The sequence below is a fragment of the Halococcus saccharolyticus DSM 5350 genome (assembly GCF_000336915.1).
Classification (GTDB): Archaea; Halobacteriota; Halobacteria; order Halobacteriales; family Halococcaceae; genus Halococcus; species Halococcus saccharolyticus.
In genome coordinates, this window is the sequence record NZ_AOMD01000023.1 from 1 (window position 1) to 20,622 (window position 20,622).

The following is a 20,622-nucleotide window of genomic DNA, read 5'->3' on the forward strand; positions in this document are numbered from 1 at the left end:
CTCTTCCGATCTATGGCTTTCGTTCATCTGTTCGGCCCAGATGCGGGTGGGGCGGATCCACGGGATGCAGCGCACGCTCGCGAGAGAGTTCGGTTCGGAAGTAGCGTTCGACGGCCAAACCTACCACGCCTTCCCGACGCCCGAACAGTTGGCCGACGCGACAGAGGCAGAACTCCGAAACTGTTCGCTCGGGTATCGTGCACCCTACGTCGAACGCACCGCCGAACTCGTCGCAAACGGCGAGGTATTACCTGAGAACGCTCGGGGACGCGAGTACGAGAACGCCCGCGAGTATCTGAAGCAGTTCATGGGCGTGGGCGACAAGGTGGCGGACTGCGTGCTCCTCTTTTCGCTCGGGTATCTCGAAGCCGTCCCACTCGACACATGGATCCAGACCGCGATCGCCGAACACTTTCCCGACTGTGATCGTGGCTCCTACACCGAAACCTCACGAGCCATTCGTCAGGCGTTCGGCGGCGAGTACGCTGGCTACGTCCAGACTCACGTGTTTCACTACCTGCGGGGCGGTGGCGACGTTCCCGACAACGCTTGATCGTCGAGCAACGTTCGCTGGTTCGACCCGGATCGGGGGACAGTTTTGTGTCCGGTGGCCGAACAGCCAGTCGTGACGGATCGAACCCGCGCACACGTGTTCGTCTCTGGGACTGTACAGGGCGTCTACTACCGTGCGAGCACCCGCGACGCCGCCCATGAACGGAGCGTCGACGGCTGGGTGCGAAACCTCGACGATGGCCGGGTCGAGGCGGTCTTCGAGGGCGAGGAGGACGCGGTCAAGGCGATGGTCGAGTGGTGTCACACGGGTAGCGACGCTGCCAGCGTCGAGGATGTCGAGGTCGAGTACGCCGATCCCGACGGCGAGTCGGGCTTCGAGATCCGGCGATAGCCCGCACGCTTAATCCATCGGCAGCCAACGAGTCGGTATGATAACGACAGACCGGATGGCCGCCGTCGACGCGAACGCCGCGGCGCTCGGCGTGCCGAGGAAACAGTTGATGGAGTCCAGCGGCAACGCAGTCGCGCGCGCCGTCCGCGATGTCGCGGAGCCAGGCGCGCGAGTTACGATCGTCGCCGGTCGGGGCAACAACGGCGGCGACGCGTTCGTTGCTGCTCGGTTCCTTGAGGCGTTCGAGGTTCGAGTACGCCTGCTCGGGCGGACCGAAGCGATCTCGACCGGGATCGCGCGCGAGAACTGGAATGCACTCCAGCAGAGTGAGTACGACGCCACGGAAGTACGGGATTCGCGCGCCCTCGATCTCGACGATCCCGACGTGGTGATCGACGCGATGCTCGGGACGGGCGTCACGGGTGCGCTCCGTGAGCCCGAGGCCACCGCCGCGGAGGCGATCAACACTACCGACGCGACCGTGGTCGCAGTTGACGTGCCCTCCGGCGTGGACGCCGACACCGGCGAGGCGGCGAGCGGCGCGGTCGATGCCGATCACGTCGTGACGTTCCACGACGAGAAACCAGGCCTCGCTGACCTCGACGCCGAGGTTCGCGTGGCGGACATCGGGATCCCGGCGGCCGCCGAGCGATTCGTCGGCCCTGGGGATCTCCGGACGACCGCGCGCGATCCTCACGCCGCAAAGGGCGATTCCGGCCGAGTGCTCGTGATCGGCGGCGGACCCTACACCGGCGCACCCGCGCTCGCGGCCGAGGCGTCGCTGCGCGCTGGCGCGGACCTCGCGTTCGTCTCGGTCCCACAGAAGGTCTTCGAGCCGATCGCGGGCTACGCCAAGGATCTCATCGTCCAGCCCTACGACGCCGACCGGCTCTCGCCCGATCAGGTCGGCAGCCTCGTCGAGACCGCGACCGACCACGACGACGTGGTGGTGCTCGGCCCGGGGCTCGGTACTGCCGACGAGACGCTCGAAGCGGTCGAGCAGTTCCTCGAGAAGTTCGACGGCCGGGCAGTGGTCGACGCCGACGCGCTCTCGGTGGTGCCCGAGATCGACACCGACGCCACGCTCGTTTGCACGCCGAACCGCCACGAGCTCGCCGAGATGGGTGGGCCGGACGTCGACGATCTCCGGAGCGCGACCGACGAGATCGCGTCGTTCGCGGGTGATCTCGGTCACGTCGTGCTGGCGAAGGCGAAAGACGACGTGGTCTCGGACGGCGAGACCACCCGAATCTGTCGGGCCGGCACGCCGGGGATGACCGTCGGCGGGACTGGCGACGTGCTCGCTGGACTCACGGCAGCCTTCCTCGCCACTCACGCTCCGCTCAATGCTGCCTGCATGGCTCCCTACGTCAACGGTCGGACCGCCGAGCGGCTCGCGCGCGGCGACGGGCTGCTCGCATCGGACCTGCTCGACGGCGTTTCCGGCACGCTTCGAGGCGAATACGATGACTGAAAGTGCGGAGGAGACCGATCGAGACACCGACGAATCCGAATCGGTCACTGAGAAGCTGACTCACACCACCGCCGGCGGTGAGGCGGCGATGGTCGACGTCGGCGACAAGCCCGACACCGCACGCCGGGCGGTCGCGCGCGGAACCATCCGGCTGCGCGGATCCACCGTCGAAGCGGTCCGTGCGGACGAGATCGGGAAGGGAGACGTGCTCGCTACTGCGCGGATCGGCGCGATTCAAGCGGTGAAACACACGTGGGAGACGATCCCGCTGTGTCACCAGATCCCGATCACGAACGTCGGGACCGACTTCGATCTCGACGACGAGACCATCACGCTCGAAGTCTCGGTCGAGACGACGGGAAAAACGGGCTGTGAGATGGAGGCACTCGAAGGCGTGACCACGGGACTGAACACGATCTGGGACATGACGAAAGCGGCCGAGAAGGACGAGGACGGCCAGTATCCCGAGACCGCGATCGAGGACGTGCGCGTGGTGGAGAAACGGAAGCAGAAGCTATGAGCCTCCACACTCCCCTCTGTGACGTCCTCGGGGTCGAGTACCCGATCGTTCAGGCCCCGATCGGGAGCGCGACCTGTCCCGCACTCGCCGCCGCAGTCGCGAACGCCGGCGGACTCGGCACCCTCGCGGTCACGTGGCGTGATGGGCCCGACGCTCGCTCCGCGATCCGGGAGACGCGCGAGCTGACCGACGCGCCGATCGGTGTCAACATCGTTCTCGACGAGCGCGCGAAGTCGATCGGCACCGACACTCACCTCGACGCCTGTCTCACCGAGGGCGTCGACGTGGTTTCGTTCTCGTTCGGCGAGGCGGCATCTTATGTCGACCGCGTTCACGACGCCGGTGCCATCGTCACGGAGACCGTCGGGAGCGCAGCCGAGGCCCGGGCAGCCGCCGAGACGGGCGTCGATATCGTCGTCGCACAGGGTTGGGAGGCCGGCGGCCACGTCCAGAGCGAGGTGGCCACGATGGCGCTGGTCCCGCGTGTGGCCGACGCGGTGCCGGTACCGGTGATCGCCGCAGGAGGTATCGCCGACGGGCGCGGCATCGCGGCGGCGTTCGCACTCGGTGCCGACGGTGTCTGGCTCGGCACGCGCTTTCTCGCCAGCGAGGAGGCGAACGTTCACGACGCGTACCGGACGCGTGTCGCCGAAACCGACGAGAACGAAACGCGGTACACCGAACTGTTCGATAAAGGCTGGCCGGAGATGGCCCACCGCGTCGTGCGGAACGAGACGGTCGAACGCTGGGAGGACGCCGATCGTCCCGCTCCCGGGCAGCGGCCTGGCGAGACCGACGTCGTCGCCGAAGGCGAAGAAGCCGAGCCGATCGAGCGCTACGACGAGGCGCTCGCCACGCCGGACGTGACTGGCGATATCGAGGCAATGGCGCTGTTCGCCGGTCAAAGTGCCGGTCTGACGAACGTGACTCGGCCAGCAGGGGAGATCGTCGCGGAACTCGCTACCGAAGCGGCGGCGAGGATAGAAACACTCACCGAACCCCTCGACACGTAGCGTTACTTGGCCCGACGCGATCCCCTACCGAGTGGAGCGATGTGTTCAGACCAGCGGTCGGATTTCGCTTTGGCCGTCGAGCACGAGTTGGATATCCGTGTCGAACTCGTCGATGAGCGCGCCGACGAACCGGTAGCTCTCGTTGGCCCGCAGTTCGAGAGTCCGTTGCCCGTCCAGACCACAACTAACGGCGGCACGAACACGGTCAGAGAACATCCGACCGTCTCGGCTTGCGAATGACGGTCGCGTATTCACGTACCGAACGCCCGAGCAACGAGTGCAATGGTCGGCACGATCGAACTCGATACGGCGACAGAGCTGATCGAAGCAGCCGAAGGGAAAGCCGAAGAGATCGGGGTGCCATCGGTGATCGCCGTCACGAACTCCGAAGGCAATCTCATCGCCCAGCACCGGATGGATGGTGCGTGGCTACCGAGCGTGAACATCTCCAGAAACAAGGCGTACACCGCTGCCGGATTGGAGATGCCGACGCACGAACTCGCCGAGGCGAGCGAACCCGGCGAATCACTCTACGGACTCCAGACCACGGACGAGGGGCGGATCGTGATCTTCGGCGGCGGGTTCCCGCTCGAACGCGGTGGCGAGATCGTCGGTGCGATCGGCTCCAGCGGCGGTCAAGTCGACGAGGACATGGAAGTCGCACGCGCCGGCATCGATCGGTTCGAAGAACTCGTTGAGTAGCCCCATTGCCGGGCCGGATCCCGACTCTCGAATGCCGGCCAAGACGACACGACGGCTACAAAATTATAGTGCCCCGTGCCATCAGTGTACATGATGACGAACGGTTCGAACGCTGGAACGATCCCGGTGACTGTCGTGAGCGGCCCCCTCGGGGCAGGCAAGACGACGCTACTTAACCGCGTCCTCGACGATCCCGGCGGCCGCGACGTCGCCGTGATCGTCAACGACATGGGCGAGGTCAACGTCGACGCCGACCGTCTCGCGCGCTCGGCGGAGGAGGGCGACGATCCCGGAATCGTCGATCTCTCGAACGGTTGTATCTGCTGTCGGCTTCAGGACGACCTCGTGACCGAGGCCACCCGGCTCGCCGAAACCCGATCGTTCGACGTCCTGCTGGTCGAATCGTCGGGCATTAGCGAGCCGATTCCGGTTGCGCGAACGTTTCTGGAGGGGGCCGAGGAGGGGGAGATCGATCCAACCGATCACTACCACCTCGATACGATGGTATCAGTACTCGACGCCTACGGGTTCTGGAAGGAGTTCGACGCGGGGGCGTCGCTGCCCGACGACGCCGAGCCCGACGCCGATCGCCCGCTCGCGGACGTGCTGATTCAGGCGATCGAGTTCTGTGACGTCCTGTTGTGCAACAAGTCCGATATGGTGCCCGACGAACAGCTCGACGAGATCGAGGCGACGATCCGGACGCTCCAATCGCGTGCCGAGATCGTCCGCACCACGTACGCCGACGTCGATCCGTCGCTGGTGCTCGACACCGGACGGTTCGACTTCACGGCAGCCACGCGCTCGGCCGGCTGGAAGCGCGCGCTCGCCGACGAGAACGGTGACGACGACCACAACAGCGACAGCCACGGCGGCCACGATCACGCCACCGACCGATCGGCGGCCGAAGAACACGGCGTCACTTCGTTCGTCTACACCCGCGAGCGACCGTTCCATCCCGAACGACTCGACGACTGGCTCGACACGTGGACCGGGAACGTGATCCGGGCGAAAGGGGTGTTCCAACTCGCCGGCCGCGAGGCCGTGATGGGGCTCGACCAGGCCGGACCAGCAGTCCAGGCCGGGCCGATCGGCGAGTGGGACGCCGAGGACGACCGACGGACCCGGCTCGTGTTCATCGGCAGCGATCTGGACGAAACCCGGATCGTCGAGGAACTCGACGACTGTCTGGTGAACGATACCGAACTCGGTAGTGATGAATCGTTCGACGACCCGTTTCCGTCGTGAGACCGACGACTACGGCGCGATCTGGTCGCGGAGTTCGTCCCACGATTCGTGGAACCCGTAGTTCGCGTCGCTGGTGGCGTTCCGGCTGGTAGCCTGGTACACGTCGTCGTATTCGAGCAGCGCCGTCCAGCCGTCGGTCATGAACGTGCAGTACTGACACATCGTCACTCACCACGGACTACTGCCGGGACGACAATACGTGTTTTGTCGCCCGGCCTTGATCGCGCCGCGTCGGTTGACGATCCGTACCTTCGACTGTTGTCACCGACCCCACGAACGGGGACGGGAAATCGTGGCTGTCGTGGTATCAGGGCTACGGTTCGAGCAGGACCTTGGTGACACCCTCCTCGCGGTCGTCGAAGCGCTGGTACATCTCGGGAGCCTCCTCGAGCCCCACGCGGTGGGAGACGACGAAACTCGGATCGGCACGTCCCTCGATGATCATGTCCCGGAGCTGTCTGTTGTACTCCTTGACGTTGCACTGACCGGTACCGAGTCGCTGACCCTTCTCGAAGAGCAGCCCGAAGTCGATCCCGAGCCGACCCTCGGCGGCCATCTCGTCGGGTGCGCCGGGGTCGTCGGGCACGTACAGACCGGGAATGCCGAGTTCGCCCGTCGGCTTTACCGTCCGGATGAGGTTGTTGAGGACGATCGCCGGGTTCTCCCGGGCAGGATCGTAGTCGTCGTCGGCCTCCTTGTCAGGATCGATCGCCTGGTAGCCGACGGCGTCGACGCCACGATCGACGCCCCCGCCGTGGTCGTCTTTGATCTGTTCGACCGGGTCGCTCTCCTCGAAGTTGATCGGGATCGCGTCGCAGTGCTCCTCGGCGAGATCGAGCCGGCTCGGCACGCGATCAACGGAGTAGATCTTCGAGGCCCCCTTGAGCTTGGCACTGTAGGCGGCCATCAGCCCGACGGGACCTGCCCCGTACACGGCGATCGACTCGCCCGGCTGGAGATTCGCGAGCTCGGTGCCGTGCCAGCCGGTCGGGAAGATGTCCGCGAGCAGCGAGAACGAGTCCTCGTGTTCGTCTCCGTCGGGGAGCTGGAGTGCGTTGAAGTCCGCATACGGAATGCGGAGCTTCTCGGCCTGTCCCCCTTTGTACGGCCCCATCGCGACGTAGCCGTACGCACCGCCGGCGAACCCCGGATTCACGTTCGTACAGAACCCGGTGTAGCCGTTCTCACAGTTCTCACAGAATCCACAGGCGACGTTGAACGGCGCGACGACACGGTCGCCCTCCTCGAGGTCGCTGACGCCCTCGCCGACTTCGGTCACGATCCCCATGTTCTCGTGGCCGAAGACGATCCCCGGTTCCGCGGCGGTCCGGCCCTCGTACATGTGGAGGTCGGATCCACAGATACACGTCGTCGTGATGTCGATTAGCACGTCGTTCGGGTGTTCGATCTCCGGCTCGTCGACTTCTTCGACCGCTACGTCGTGGTCGCCCTGAAACACGACTGCGTCCATTGACATTTGGTAGCTCCTCCCACTCGGTAAACGATTAGGTGATCCTTAATTCTTTACCCTGTTCAATGACGAGGGTGTAGAGAAAATCCGGCTCCAAGACCGAAGGTCCGAGCGAAGCGAACGGGGACTCAATCCTCGTTCGCGAGACACGCCTCGTTGCAGAAGTGTTTCGTCCGGACTTCGTCGTCCTCGATCCGGGTCACCACGCGGTGGTCGGGTTCGTCAACGATCGGTTCGTCGCAGGTCGCACACGTCGGCGCGGTCTCGGCGGTGGTGTCGCCGACGTTGGACGTTGGATCGATCATGCTGGCCATCGATCGGCCGCCGGGATAAATGCAGTCGCTCCGGCGATTATCGATCGCGCGAGACCCACTCGTTCGGCTCGGTGCGTGCGCCTGGTGAGAGCACCACACCGGGCGAGAGCGACGTCTCGATCCCGGTCTTCGCGCCGTCGCCGACCACCACACCGTACTTCCGCCGACCCGTCGAGACGCGCTCTCCCTTCACGGTCTGTTCGACGGGCTCGTCGTCGTGGCGGAGGTTCGCGACGGTCGTGCCCGCCCCGAAGTTGACGTCGCGGCCGAGCAGGCTGTCGCCGACGTACGAGAGATGTGGGACGTTCGTCTCGCGCATGATCACGCTGTTTTTGATCTCGACCGCGTGGCCGACCTCGCTGTCCTCGCCGAGCAGGGTCGCCCCGCGGACGTAGGCGTTCGGGCCGACGTGTGCGCCCGAGCGGACTAAAACAGGGCCCTCGATCACAACGCCTGGCTCGATCGCCGCGCCCTCCTCGACTACGACCGGTCCTCGGAGGTCGGCGTCGTCGCTCACGTCGCCTCGAACTTCCCTGTCGAGCTCGGTGAGCTTCCACTCGTTGGCTTCGAGGAGTTCCCACGGTCGACCGACGCCCATCCACCGGTCAAGTTCGGTGTAGGAGACCTCGTATTCGGCGAACACCCGATCGAGCACGTCGGTGAGTTCGTACTCGCCGCGTTCGCTCTGCTCGACGTCGAGCCATTCGCGTGCCTCGCTGGGGAGCACACACGCGCCGGCGCTCACGAGGTTCGTTTCGGGACTGGCGGGCTTCTCGGTGACGCCCACAACGCGATCGCCGTCGGTGTCGAGCACCCCGTAGTTCGAGGGATTTTCGGCGCGGTAAGCGGTGATGCCGGGGCCGGCGGCGAACAGTGCCTCGATGCTCGCCTGATCGTAGAGGTCGTCACCGTAGAGCACCGCGAACCGCCCGTCGAGATGTTCGTGTGCCGTCCGGACGGCGTGAGCAGTGCCGAGCTGTTCGTCCTGGGTGGCGTACTTGACGGGAACACCACGGTATTCCTCGCCGAAGTACTCGCGAACGACGTCGGCCTCGTAGCCGACCACGAGGATCAGTTCGTCGGTGCCAGCTTCGATCGCGGCGTCGGCGGTGTGGGCACACAGCGGGCGATCGGCGACGGGGAGCATGGGTTTCGGGAGCCCGGCCGTCAGTGGGCGCATCCGCGTGCCTTCGCCGGCCGCGAGGAGGACTGTCTGCATACCGGGGCCGACTCGCCGGCGTGAAATAGTCCTACCGCTCCCGATCGTGACCGGGCAGCGTGAAAGTCCCTTCTGAGGCTACCACTGGGTGAGCGCGCCGGAGCCGTGCGAGTACGAGAGCACACCGAGGAAGGTCGCGACGCCGGCGAACGCCACTGTTCCGCCGACGAAGAAGACCGACGCCATCCCGACCTGCGCCATCAACACCCCGCCGAGCAACGGGGCCAGAATCGAACCGGGCCGCCAGACGAGCTCGCGGATGCCGAAACTGCTCGCCACGCCGCCGTCGTCGGTGCCCTCGTCGGCGAACAGCGCCATACTCGCAGGCTCACGGATGCTGTCGGCGACCCCGAGCAAGCCGTTGCAGATCACGAGCGGGACGAACGCTGATGGAGTCACGCCGAGGACGGGGAGCGTCGCGGGCAGCGAGAGCCACGCGGCGATCGTCGGTGTGAACGGCACCGCGAGCGCGACCAGTCCATACAATCCGCCGCCGACGAAGACGAACAGCGCGCGGCCGAACCGATCGGAGAGCCGGCCGGTGAACGGCTGACAGAGCATGTTGGTGAACTTCTCGGCCGCGACCACGGTGCCGACGGCGATCGACACCATCCCGAGACCGCCGCTCGCAGCCGTGACGCCAGCGTAGATCGGCACCCATGTCCGGACGAGTGTGACCGCGACCGCGTACTGGGCACGGAAGCTCGACAGCGTCAGCAGTCGGCGGTTGAGCGCGAGATCGGTGAAGGGGAACCCCTCAATCCGGGTCTCATCGGGCGCGACGAACGCCACGACCCCCACGCCCGCGACGACGAGCAATCCGGTGACGACGGCGTACACCGCGCCGAACCCGGCGGCGGAGTAGAGTGCTCCCGCGCCGAGGCTACCCGCGATCCCGGCGGCGAAGCGTGCGGCGTTCGCCTTCCCGATATGGTTGGCGCGGGTCTCCTTGGTCGCGAGTTCGCCGACCAAGGCGAGCCCCATCAAGCTCGTCGCGGTGACGGTGATTCCCTGGGCCGCCCGCGCGAGGACGAATCCGGCGCTCGACGCCACGAACGTGAAGCCGAGATACACCGCGATCCCGATTCCGAGCCCGCCGAGGAGCACGTACCGCTTGTCGTACCGATCGCCCGCCCACGCGAGCGGGACGACTGCGAGGGTCTGGGCAAGGGTGAACGCCGTAGTGAACAGGCCGACGACCAGCCCCGACGGGTCGTAAAGGGTGATGTACTCGGGCAGCAGCGTGACGAGCGTGACGAACCCGAACCCACCGGCGAAACGGGTGAGATAGAGCGGGTAGAACTGGAGGGCGTGGCGATCCACGCCGAATCGAACCCCGAGCCGGCAAAGCCCGTTTCGGTTCGGCCCCCGCCCACCGACAGCGTTTTTCGCTCGCCACTCCCGTCTCAGGTGTGGCGGAGTTACGTGGGCCGATCGTCGATGTCGGCGAAACACGGAGCGTGAGTACCCAGTACGGCGAGCGCGATCTCGCGGAGGTCACGCTCCGGCCCGAGCGGGGCCAGGCCGAACCCGTGACGCTCACCCTGTGGGGAAAGTGGAGCGAGACCGCCGAATACACCCAGACAGGAATGGAGGTGCTCGCACTCGGCGTCGAGCGCGAGGAGTTCAGGGGCGAGATCCAGTACGCGACTGCGGGCGACTCACGGATCGTGATCGAGCCGGACTACCTCGTGAACGTCACCGACGTCCGGTCGTGGGTCCAGTGTCCCCGGATGCACTACCTCAACACGCTGTCGGGTGTTCCACTCAACTACCCCGTCGTGAAGGGGACGGTCGTCCACGAGGTCTTTTCCGATCTCCTCCGTGGCGGCGAGGTCGAGGCGGCGATCGACGACCGCGTGGCGGAGGTCGGTCTCGACCTGGGACTGCTCGATCGTGACGCCGACGAAGTGAGGAAAGACGTTAGCGATCACGCCCGGGCGATCGACGGCTGGCTGAGCCAGGGTACCCTTGAGGGGGGCGACGAGTGGCGATCAGAGCAGACCTTGATCTCCGAGCGGTACGGGCTGAAGGGGCGGGCCGACGCCGTCCGACGGGGCGCGCCGGTCGAGCTCAAAACTGGAAAAAACACGAACAGCGAACCCCGGTTTCAGGACAAGGTTCAGGTCGCGTGTTACGCTCTGCTGCTAGACGAACGGGGCGAGCCACCTGACACCGGGACACTCCTCTACACCAAAAACGCCGCACTCGATCGCAACGAGGAGAGCGGCGACCTCTCGCCGGCAAAGGATTTCTCGCTGAACGAGGGTCTGCTCGATTACGTCCTCCGCGAGCGCAACCACCTCGCCGCGATGGCGGTTGCGGGCGAGATTCCGACGGGCTACGAGGCGAACGCGACCTGTAACTACTGTTTCGAGCAAGACACCTGCATGGTCGTCTCGGGGCGGCTCGATCAGGAATCGAAGGCCGGACGGATCGGCGAGGCGATTCCCGAAGAAGAGCGCAACTACTTCGAGCGATTTTACCGTGCGATCGAGGCCGAGCGCGGGGCGGTCCACGACGAGTACGCGAAGCTCTGGACCCAGACCGCGACCGAGCGTGCCGACGCCGACCGCGCGCTGATCGATCTCGAACCAGTCGGAAAGAAGGAAGTCGACGGTCGGTGGGAGCTCCGCGCGAGGTGTTCGGATCCCGTTTCGAAGATCCGCGAGGGCGACGTGGTGCTCGCCAGCGACGGCCACCCCGTGCGGGGCAACGCCGAGATGGCGCGCGTCGTTTCGATGGGCGAGGAGATCGTCGTCACGGCCGACGAGCCGGTGGAACTCCGTCGGCTCGACGTCTACCCCTCCGAGATCGGGGCCGACCGGATGCTGACCGCGCTCCACGACGCGCTGCTCGCGGGCGACGAGGATCAAAAGGATGTCCTCATCGACCGGCGCGACCCCGTGTTTCGGGACGTCGAGGAGACGTTCATCGACAACAACCCGGCCCAGGATCGCGCGGTGCGTCGCGCGGTCGGGGCCGACGACTGCGCGCTGATCCACGGGCCGCCAGGCACCGGCAAAACCTACACCATCGCGCGCACGGTCCGAGCGCTGGTCGAGCGCGGTGAGCGCGTGCTGCTCTCGGCCTTCACCAACCGCGCGGTCGACAACGCGCTCGACGCGCTCCGCGACCAGGGGTACGACGAGTTCGTTCGCGTCGGTACCGAACACGGCGTGCGCGAGGACATCCAGGAGTACCGGTTGGAGTCCCGCGGCGACCCCGACGAACGTGCGGCCGAACTCCGCGAAGCCTCAGTGGTGGCGGCGACGACCGCGAGCTGCGGCTCGCGGATCATGCGTGAGGGGTCGTTCGACGTCGCGGTAATCGACGAGGCTTCCCAGCTCACCGAGCCCGCAACCCTCGCGGCGGTCGCGCTCGCGGATCGATTCGTCCTCGTCGGTGATCACCAGCAGCTCCCGCCGGTGGTCCAGTCCGCCGACGCCGCCGGGACTGTCGAAACCACCGAACACGGCGACGACTCGGCCGATGACGGGACCACCGGAGCCACGACCGCGACCGACGGATCGGGCGTGGTCGCCAGCGGGACGGCGAACGGAACGAGCCGAACGGCAGGGGATGTCGCCGACCTCTCGCGGTCGCTGTTCGAGCGGCTGATCGAGACCCACCCCGAGGCGGCGGTGTTACTCGATACCCAGTACCGGATGGCTCAGCGGATTCAGGCGTTTTCCTCCAACGAGTTCTACGACGGCCGACTCAGACCCGCCTCGCCCGACATCGCCGCCCAGCACGTTGCCGATCTCCCGGAAGTCACGAGCGACGCGCTCCCCGATCGTCTCCAGGAACGCGTCTCGTTCGTCGATCCCGACGGCACGGCCCGCGGCAACACCAACCCGGCGGAGGTCACGGCGGTCGCCGAGATCGTCGAGGCGTACGCGGCGGCGGGCGTCGCGCGCGAAGACATCGGCGTGATCGCGCCGTTTCGCGCCCAGGCCGCCGCGATCCGGCGGGAGCTACCAGCGGTGACCGTCGATACCGTCGATCGGTTTCAGGGCTCCGCGAAGGAGGTCATCGTCGTCTCGTTCGTCGCCACGGGCGACCTCGACTCGCCGATCTTCGAGGACTTCCGACGAGTGAACGTCGCACTCACCCGGGCGAAGAAGGCGCTCGTTCTCGTCGGCGACCGAGACGCGCTCGCGACCGACGAGCGCTACGCACGAATGGTCGAGTGGGCCGAGTAGCCCGCAGTGCCGACGGGCGGTAGTGTTTTGACACCGGCGTGTGAAGGTAATGCATGGCAGACACCGGCTCGACGAACGTCGACGATCGTGCGAGCGACGAATCCGACGACGCGTTCACTCTCGTGGACGAATCGCCGACCGACGCCGCCGGCGATCTCGTCGGGATCTTCAAGGACGGGGTGATCGGCGCGATCGCCGGTGCGGCCGGCACCGTGATGTTGTCGGCGGTGTTGTTCGTCGCGCTCAACCTCGGTTGGTTCGACAGTAACGCCTTCGGCGGGCTCGCGGCGCTCATCGGGTTGGGTTCTGACAACCTCGTTGGCTACGTCATCTTCTTCGGCGGCGGGATGACGACGTGGCCGCTGCTGTTCGTCTCGGTCCAGGAGTATCTCCCCGGCCCCACGCTCGCGTTTCGGGGGGTCTCGTTCGCGACGATCACGTGGACGGGGTTCGTCGGGGCCTTCTACACTGGCCAGTCCGGTCTCGCGCTCGCTGGCTACGTCGTCTGTAGCCTCGTCGCCCACTGGGCGTACGGGTTCACCCTCGGATCGGTGTTCGCGTACTTCCTCGAACGCGTCGACACGCGGATCGGCGGCCGGCCGCGGGTCGCGTGACGCGACCTGCGGTTCGTCCGTCGGGTTCGTCCACTCGACTCACGCTTCGCCGACCCGTTCGCAGTCGTCGGGAGCGACGACGGCCGACCACCGAAACCTCCATATCGGGGTTAGCAGTACTCCGAACGTGACGGCGAAGAAAGGGGTGCCGATGGTGTTTCTCGCCGCGGTCGGGTTCGGCACGATCGGGATCTTCGGCAAGCTCGCGACGGCGGCCGGTCTCAACAACGCGACGCTTCTCACTGTTCGGTTCGCGGCCGCGACGGCGCTTCTCGTGGGGTATCTCGTGGTTCGCGATCACGCTCCTCGTCCGAACCGGCGGCAGTTCGCGACGATGGCCGGGCTCGGGATCCCGTATGCGGTGCTGACCGGCGCGTTCTTCTGGGGACTCGTCTACATCCCGGCGGGACTCGCGACCATCACGCTCTACACGTATCCCGTGTACGTCTACGCCGTCTCCACGGTGGCACTCGACGAATCACTGACTCCGCTGAAGGGCGTCGCACTCGTCCTCGCGCTGTCCGGGGTCGTACTCATCGTCGGGCTCGACACCGCCGGCGTCGATCCGGTCGGCCTCGCGCTCGTGTCGATCGCGGCGATCGGGTACGCCGCCTACACCACGGGGAGTCGTCTCGCTGTCGACGACATGAACGCCGATCAGCTCGCGACGGGCGCGATCGCCACCACCGGCGTGTGCATGTTCACGTACGGTGTCGCCACGGGCAGGCTGTTCGTCCCCACCACGGTCGAGCAGTGGGCGATCATCGCCGGGCTCGCGATCGTCGGCACGGTGGCTCCGATCTTGCTGTTCGTCAACGGGCTTCGATACGTGGAGGCGAGCCGGGCGAGCGTCGTCACCACCGCCGAACCGGTCGTGACCGTCGTCCTCGGCGTGATAGTGCTCGGGGAACGCCTCTCGCCCGGTATCCTCGTCGGCGGCACGCTGGTCCTGGTGGGCGTTCTGCTCATCGAGCGCGAGACCCCGGACGGACGACCGGCAGCGCCCTCCGGAGAGGACTGAGACCGACAGCTGAACGGATCACAGCGAACGGAGGCTTCTTGGCACACAGAACCCTGATAGTCGTTTTTCGTCGTCCGCTCCGGCTGCTCAGTCGTCGGCCAGCACGTCCTCGCTGTCTTCGATCTCGTCGAGCACGCGCTGGTGGAACTCTTGGAGCACGGCGCTCTCGTCCTCGGCGAGCACGACGTCGCTCGCAAGTAGCGTCGCCAGCCCGAACGCCATCGGCGTCGGTGAGTCGACCCGCTCGACCGTGACCGCGATCTCGCCAGCCTGAACGGCCGCGAGCACGTCCTCGATCGCCGCAACCGCGAGTTTGTCCTCCAACAGTTCGCGGTAGGTCTCTTCGAGCACTGCGAACTCCTCTAAATCCTCGACGTAGCCGAGCAGCATCTCGCTCGACACTTGCTGCTGGCTCGCGGATTTCTCGTAGCCCTTGTACCGCTTCAGAATGGTGAGCGCACGCGTCGCGTTGATTCTGAAGTATCGCTTCAACAGATCGGTCCCGTCGAGGCTCGCCCGGAGATCGCGGCGCACGTCGCTTGGTTCGATGTCACGAAGTAGTCCCACGAAATCGACTTTCCGATTGAGCGGGAGTCCGAGACTGAACCCGTTGTCCGCGACCGCCACGGTGACGTTCGCGTTCGTCGCTTCCGCACACCGGTGGGCGAGCACGCGCGAGAGGCCGTCGTTGAAGCGTCTCCCATAGTTCGAGTGGACGTGATATCGACGAACCCGCTCGTTGTGGTCGAGTTCGGTCTCGATCGCGAGTCGCGAGCGAGTGCTCACGCTCGCCTGGCCAGCGTAGCGCACCTGCTCGTCGAAGGTGCGCGTGATCGCCCGGACGGCGTTCTCGTCGAGCGGGAACTCGCGAAGCCACGACCGGACGCCGGCCACGCCCCGACTGTCGAGGCGATCGAGGAGTTCACCCTGAAAGTCGAGGATCGCCCGGCCGAGGTCGTATGAGAGGGGGAGGCGCTCGGCGAACCACGACGGCACCGTGGGCCGTGCGCCAGTCGAATCGACGTACACCTTCGATCCTCGTCGGTAGCGGTACTCGTACCGACGCCCGCCGAGCACGAACACGTCGCCGGTGTCGAGGGTGTCGAGGTAGTTCTCGTCGAGTTGGCCCACCCACTCGTCGCCGCCCCGGACGAGGACATCACACGAGAAGCTGTCGGGGATCGTCCCGATGTTGGTCATGTAGATCACCCGCGCGAGCCGGCCGCGTTTGCCGATCAGGGGCTCGCCGACGGGAAAGTCGGGGTAGTGATGCTCGCCGTCCGGCGGGTCGTTCGTATCGCACCAGACCTTCGCGTAGACGTTGCGATCCTCCATGCCGGCGTAGCCGGCGGTGAGGTAGCGCATGAGGATCTCCCACTCCTCGTCGGTGTAGTTTCGATACGGGTACGCGCGCCCGAGAATTTCTCGAATCTCGTCTTCGGGTCGCGGTCCGGCGATCGCCATCCCGTACACCTGCTGGGCCGCGACGTCGTGGGCGCGCTCGGGGACGAACACCCGGTCGACGAAGTTCCGCTCGGCCTTCCGGAGCATCACGGCACACTCGACGAGTTCGTCGCGATCGAGCGCGAACACCCGTCCCTTGACCTCGCGGCCGAGCCGGTGGCCCGCGCGACCGACGCGCTGGAGGAGGGCGGCGACCGACTTCGGCGACCCGACCTGAACCACGAGATCGACGTGGGGCATGTCGATGCCGAGTTCGAGGCTGGTGGAGGTCGTGACCACCGAGAGGTCGCCGGCCTTCAACCCCTCCTCGACCGCCTGCCGTCGGTCGGCCGACAGGCTGCCGTGGTGACAGCCCGAATCCGACTCGTCGTAGCCGTACTCCTCGCGGAGGGTGTGAAGAACCCGCTCAGCCCCCGAGCGGGTGTTGGTAAACACGAGCGTGTTGGTGTGCTCGTCGATCAGTCCGTCGAGCGCGTCGTAAAAGCGGCCCTGGACCTCGCCGCGGGGGGTGTCGATGAGATCGTCGGTCGGACACCGGAGTTCGAGGTCGAACTCCCTCGCGAACCGCGCGTCGACGATCTCGTATGCGCGGCTCTCGCCCCCGGGCTCGGCTCGTCCCACGAGGAACTCTGCGATGGTGTCGAGCGGTTCGACGGTTGCGGAGCAGCCGATCCGCGTCGGCGATTCCTCGGTAAGGGCTTCGAGGCGTTCGAGCGAGACCGCGAGGTGTGTTCCACGCTTTCCCCCCGCGATGCTGTGAATCTCGTCGACGATCACGTACTCCACAGTCGAGAGCTTGTCCCGGAACTTCGGCGCGTTGAGCAGGATGGCGAGCGTCTCCGGGGTGGTGTTCAGGATGTGTGGCGTCTCGTCGAGCATCCGCTGGCGGTCAGCACTGCTGGTGTCGCCGTGACGGATCGCGTGGCGCACCTCCACGTCCTCGCCGCGGGCTTCGAGCCGCTTGGTGATCGCCGAAAGCGGCACGCCGAGATTGCGGTGGATGTCGTTGGCGAGCGACTTCAGGGGCGAGACGTACAGACAGTAGACCGAGTTGTCGAGGCCGTCGCCGTTTGTTTCCTCTTCTCCGGCAGCGCGCTCGCGCCGGAACAGGTCGTCGAGGATCGCGGTGAAGCTCGCGAGTGTCTTGCCCGATCCCGTGGGCGCGCAGACGAGCGCGTTCCGGCCCTCGCGGATGTGGGGGATCGCTTCCTTCTGTGGCGGCGTGAAGAATCCCCCGTTCTCGGGAACGAACGCGCCGAACTGTTCGACCCACCACTCCCGAACGACGGGATCGAGCGAAGCGAGCACGTCGCCGTCGGTGATCTCGACCGTCGTGGGATCGAAATCGACGTCGGCCTCGGCCAACAGCTCGCGCCCGTCCATCGACTCCCCCTCGAACCCGCGACGGGAAGTGGGTTCGGCCACCGGAGCGAAAGTGAACGCCCTCCCGATTGTGGGTGGCCGTCAGTTGCGGTCGCGCTCGACGATCGTCCCGTCGGCCCCGACCGCGACATCCGGACGGCCTCGCCTGGCAGCGCCGACGAGGATTCCTCGAAGATCGGCGTCGGTCGGCGTCTCGACCGCCTCCCACCCGCCGTCGGCGTGCTCGAAGACATCCCCAGCATCGCCGGCCGCGAGACCCGTTTCGTCCGTGAGGTCGATGGCCCGGAGCGCGGTTTCTCCGGCGCGAAGCGTCGTCCAGACCGAGCCGTCGTAGCGAAACACCGTGCCGTCGCCGCCAGCCACAACGAGTTCGGCGTCGGTGGCCGCGAGCGCGGCGAAATCGGTGTTCGCGTCCTCGATCCCGATCGTCTCGTAGCTCGCGCCGCCGTCGGTCGTGGCGTAGACGCCCTGGCTGCTGTCGCAGGCGTACCCGACATCGGTATCGAACGCGAGATCGGTGATGCTGGAGCCGCTGCCTGGTTTGTGAATCTCACCCCAGTCAACATCGCCATCGTCGTACGTCCCCCGGAGGACCTCACCCGAGCCGTTCGCGAGGTGGACGTGCTCCTCGCCGGTCGAGTCGACGATCGCGATGGCGGTCCACGTGCTCGTCTGGTCCTCCGGAGCCGAGTGGTCGGTGAGGTGACTTTCCTCGACGTCGTAGCGCCCGAGCGCGCCGCCGTCGCCCGCGAACCAGATCGCGCGGCCATCGTCGGTCGCATCGACGTCGCGGAGCGACTGGTCGTCGGCGCTCGGGCCGTGTTCGAGCACAATCTCCCAGCCATCGGCCCCGCGGGCGAGCACGACACCGTTTTCGCCGACCACGAACACACCGTCGTGGGTCGCGACGACGCCGGTGAGGGGTTCGTCGGTCGGAGTCTCGACTGTGGTCCAACCGTCTTCGTCCCCGGTCGCATCGGCCGCGCCGATGTCGTCGGCGAGACTCCCCGAGTCGGAGGACGTTTCGTCGGGACCCAACCCTGAGTCGGTGGAATCGGCTTCGGCGGCGTCAGCAGGATCGGTCTCGGCAGGGTCGGTCCCGGAAGAATCGGCCGTGGTAGGATCGCTGACGTCGGCGTTCGCATCGGCTCCGGTCTGAGTTGTCGCGGAGTCGGCATCGGCGCTGCCGCGCTGGTCGGCCGACTCGTCTTCGGTGGCGGCTTCCGGGGACTCGGAGGGGCGATCGTGTTCGGGTTCGTTCCCGTCGGCTGCTCCGTCGGTGGATTCATCGTCGACAACCGAGGGGACGCGCTCTCCCTCGCCGGTGAGATACAGAAAGATCGGTGGGAGGACGTAGACCGCGATCGCCAGCAGGATGAACGCCCGATTGCCCGTGTAGCTGGCGATCAGACCGAAGGCTGTGAGCGCCGCTGCGCTCGCCCCATGGACACCAGAACGGGCGTACTCCCGGTAGTACGCGAAAAAGCCGCGGGACTCGGCCGACGAAGCACTCATTGCCGAACGATGGGCCGGTGACGCTCATGAGGGTTCGGCTTGAAAACGACGACCCGTGGCCGGCGAACAACGCTTTTCACCGCCCCTCCCCCGGTTTCGCCATGCGCGTGACCTTCCTCGGAACCGGCGCGGCGATGCCGACCGGCCGACGGGTGCAAACCGGACTTCTCGTCGAATGTGATGACGACCGTGTGCTCGTCGACTGTGGCAGCGGCGTTCTCAACGCGCTCGCACGGACCGACGCGGGCTACGAGGGCGTTTCGACTGTGCTGTTGACTCACCACCACCTCGATCACGTCGCCGACCTCCTGCCTCTGATGAAAGCCCGGTGGCTCGCTGGCGAGGAACACCTCGAAGTCGTCGGCCCGCAGGGAACTAAGGAACTCCTCGACGGTTTGCTCTCGGTCCACGAGTACATGGACGGTCGGATCGATCTCCGGGTGCGCGAGATCGGCCCCGAGTCGTTCTCGCTCGCGGGATTTTCGGTCGACGCGACCGAGACGCGCCACTCGATGTACTGTCTCGCCTACCGCTTCACGCACGAAGAGGGGGACGATGGCGAGAGCGCGGAGGACGGCGACCCGCCGGCCTTCACGTTCGGTGCCGACAGCGAGGCGTTCGAGGGACTCGCGAACTTCGCCGACGGCTCCGCGGTGCTCGCCCACGACTGCTCGTTCCCCGACGAGGTGGACGTGTCGAACCACCCGACGCCGAGCCAGCTGGGCGAGACGCTCGCCGACTCGGGGGCCGAACTCGGGCGGGTCTACCTCACTCACCTCTATCCACACACCGAGGGTCGCCACGAGGAGATGCTCGAATCGATCGGGGAACGCTACGACGACGACGTTCGGTTCGCGCGCGACGGGCTGACCGTCGAGATCGAGTAGAGCAAAGCTCACTCCAGACGATATCGCAACAGCGCCGCGATCCCGCCCAGCGCAGCCAGCTGGTCGCCGGGTGCGAACTCGCTCGAAAAGACAGTAACGGAACCGCCCTGCTGTTCGACCGATTCAATGACGTCGTTTACGTCGATCGTCCACTCGCCCTCACCAGCGCGCTCCTCGCGGAGGCGATCGTCGAGCACCAGCAGTTCCTCGACCGCGCCGTACTCCGTGGCTTCGGCGACCGCCTCGATTCCGTACGTGGCCGCACCGTCCTGGGCGATCCGGGTGGTGAGTTCGTCGATGTATTCGGCTTCCTCCGTGATCCGTGTCTCGGCCTGAACGTCCTCGACCGCACCGCGTTTCAGCACCTCGTGAACGCCGCGGTCGCCGATCGCGCTGGTGTCGACGGTCGCACCGAACTTGGCGGCGACCTCCGGACTGTTCTCCTCGATGTACTTTCGGGCGTCCTCCTTCGTGAAGCCAGGCCCTGCGAGCAGGATAGCGTCGACGTCGATATGTGAGAGTACGCTCGCGAGCTCTCCAAATAGTTCAGAACGTTCGCGGGCGTACTCGCCCTTTCCGGTGGGACCAGTAAAGGAGGCGTACTCCTCGGCCCCGTACTGCGCGACGGTGTGTCCCTGTCTCTTATACACATCTCTGAGCGGGCTGGC

At 66.3% G+C, this 20,622-nt stretch carries 19 protein-coding genes and 1 pseudogene (1 of these 20 only partly in view); 11 read left to right on the forward strand and 9 right to left on the reverse strand.

The features are described from left to right. The 5 genes from C449_RS10105 to C449_RS10125 form a co-directional block, all read left to right on the forward strand. The coding region (locus tag C449_RS10105; RefSeq protein ID WP_006077911.1) for a DNA-3-methyladenine glycosylase family protein at positions 1-553 on the forward strand (553 nt) is incomplete at its 5' end. A 72-nt stretch (positions 554-625) separates the two neighbouring features. Next, positions 626-904: an acylphosphatase gene (locus C449_RS10110; RefSeq protein WP_206536534.1), complete on the forward strand. Its 279-nt coding sequence runs from the start codon at positions 626-628 to the stop codon at positions 902-904. 37 nt (positions 905-941) lie between these two features. After that, complete coding sequence (locus C449_RS10115) at positions 942-2,378, forward strand: bifunctional ADP-dependent NAD(P)H-hydrate dehydratase/NAD(P)H-hydrate epimerase (RefSeq protein ID WP_049914060.1); 1,437 nt, start codon at positions 942-944, stop codon at positions 2,376-2,378. Further along, positions 2,371-2,898, forward strand: a complete 528-nt coding sequence (moaC, locus tag C449_RS10120; protein ID WP_006077914.1) for a cyclic pyranopterin monophosphate synthase MoaC — start codon at positions 2,371-2,373, stop codon at positions 2,896-2,898. Before C449_RS10115 ends, moaC begins: the two co-directional genes overlap by 8 nt. Then, positions 2,895-3,911: an NAD(P)H-dependent flavin oxidoreductase gene (locus C449_RS10125; RefSeq protein WP_006077915.1), complete on the forward strand. Its 1,017-nt coding sequence runs from the start codon at positions 2,895-2,897 to the stop codon at positions 3,909-3,911. The genes moaC and C449_RS10125 overlap by 4 nt, the downstream gene beginning before the upstream one ends. A gap of 45 nt (positions 3,912-3,956) precedes the next feature. On the opposite strand, the gene C449_RS17830 is transcribed toward C449_RS10125, so the two are convergent. Continuing rightward, positions 3,957-4,127: a hypothetical protein gene (locus C449_RS17830; protein WP_193790591.1), complete on the reverse strand. Its 171-nt coding sequence runs from the start codon at positions 4,125-4,127 to the stop codon at positions 3,957-3,959. Between the two features lie 66 nt (positions 4,128-4,193). Here C449_RS17830 and C449_RS10130 point away from each other — a divergent pair, with 66 nt between their 5' ends. Together C449_RS10130 and C449_RS10135 are read left to right on the forward strand one after the other, a co-directional pair. Then, positions 4,194-4,613, forward strand: a complete 420-nt coding sequence (locus C449_RS10130; RefSeq protein ID WP_006077916.1) for a GlcG/HbpS family heme-binding protein — start codon at positions 4,194-4,196, stop codon at positions 4,611-4,613. A gap of 93 nt (positions 4,614-4,706) precedes the next feature. Continuing rightward, on the forward strand, positions 4,707-5,861 hold the full coding sequence (locus C449_RS10135) for a CobW family GTP-binding protein (protein ID WP_049914062.1): 1,155 nt from the start codon (positions 4,707-4,709) through the stop codon (positions 5,859-5,861). 9 nt (positions 5,862-5,870) lie between these two features. Here the strand turns inward: C449_RS10135 and C449_RS18330 are convergent, their stop codons facing one another. The 5 genes from C449_RS18330 to C449_RS10150 form a co-directional block, all read right to left on the reverse strand. Then, on the reverse strand, positions 5,871-6,023 hold the full coding sequence (locus C449_RS18330; protein ID WP_169316464.1) for a hypothetical protein: 153 nt from the start codon (positions 6,021-6,023) through the stop codon (positions 5,871-5,873). A gap of 151 nt (positions 6,024-6,174) precedes the next feature. Then, a complete protein-coding gene (locus C449_RS10140) occupies positions 6,175-7,332 on the reverse strand; it encodes a glutathione-independent formaldehyde dehydrogenase (RefSeq protein WP_006077919.1) in 1,158 nt (385 codons plus the stop codon). Between the two features lie 128 nt (positions 7,333-7,460). After that, complete coding sequence (locus C449_RS18335; RefSeq protein ID WP_006077920.1) at positions 7,461-7,637, reverse strand: DUF7576 family protein; 177 nt, start codon at positions 7,635-7,637, stop codon at positions 7,461-7,463. Positions 7,638-7,683: 46 nt separating this feature from the next. Then, the gene (gene glmU, locus C449_RS10145; protein ID WP_006077921.1) at positions 7,684-8,865 is read right to left on the reverse strand and encodes a bifunctional sugar-1-phosphate nucleotidylyltransferase/acetyltransferase; all 1,182 of its coding nucleotides are present in this window, start codon (positions 8,863-8,865) and stop codon (positions 7,684-7,686) included. A 78-nt stretch (positions 8,866-8,943) separates the two neighbouring features. Beyond that, entirely contained in the window at positions 8,944-10,188 is a 1,245-nt protein-coding gene (locus C449_RS10150; protein WP_006077922.1) for an MFS transporter, read from the reverse strand. 89 nt (positions 10,189-10,277) lie between these two features. Here C449_RS10150 and C449_RS10155 point away from each other — a divergent pair, with 89 nt between their 5' ends. The 3 genes from C449_RS10155 (at position 10,278) to C449_RS10165 (ending at position 14,705) form a co-directional block, all read left to right on the forward strand. After that, a complete protein-coding gene (locus C449_RS10155) occupies positions 10,278-13,070 on the forward strand; it encodes an AAA domain-containing protein (RefSeq protein ID WP_006077923.1) in 2,793 nt (930 codons plus the stop codon). Between the two features lie 53 nt (positions 13,071-13,123). Further along, a complete protein-coding gene (locus C449_RS10160; RefSeq protein ID WP_006077924.1) occupies positions 13,124-13,684 on the forward strand; it encodes a DUF6789 family protein in 561 nt (186 codons plus the stop codon). 127 nt (positions 13,685-13,811) lie between these two features. Then, positions 13,812-14,705: a DMT family transporter gene (locus C449_RS10165; protein ID WP_152415695.1), complete on the forward strand. Its 894-nt coding sequence runs from the start codon at positions 13,812-13,814 to the stop codon at positions 14,703-14,705. A gap of 87 nt (positions 14,706-14,792) precedes the next feature. Here C449_RS10165 and C449_RS10170 read toward each other — a convergent pair whose 3' ends face one another. Both C449_RS10170 and C449_RS10175 read right to left on the reverse strand, forming a co-directional pair. After that, a complete protein-coding gene (locus tag C449_RS10170) occupies positions 14,793-17,552 on the reverse strand; it encodes an ATP-dependent helicase (RefSeq protein ID WP_006077927.1) in 2,760 nt (919 codons plus the stop codon). An 81-nt stretch (positions 17,553-17,633) separates the two neighbouring features. After that, entirely contained in the window at positions 17,634-19,067 is a 1,434-nt protein-coding gene (locus tag C449_RS10175; RefSeq protein WP_006077928.1) for a hypothetical protein, read from the reverse strand. Between the two features lie 101 nt (positions 19,068-19,168). Between C449_RS10175 and C449_RS10180 the strand changes: the two genes are divergently transcribed. After that, positions 19,169-19,954 (forward strand): MBL fold metallo-hydrolase, encoded by a 786-nt coding sequence (locus tag C449_RS10180; RefSeq protein WP_006077929.1) that lies wholly within the window; start codon positions 19,169-19,171, stop codon positions 19,952-19,954. An 8-nt stretch (positions 19,955-19,962) separates the two neighbouring features. Here C449_RS10180 and C449_RS10185 read toward each other — a convergent pair. Further along, a pseudogene (locus C449_RS10185) lies at positions 19,963-20,622 on the reverse strand (pelota family protein) (it continues 329 nt past the right edge of the window).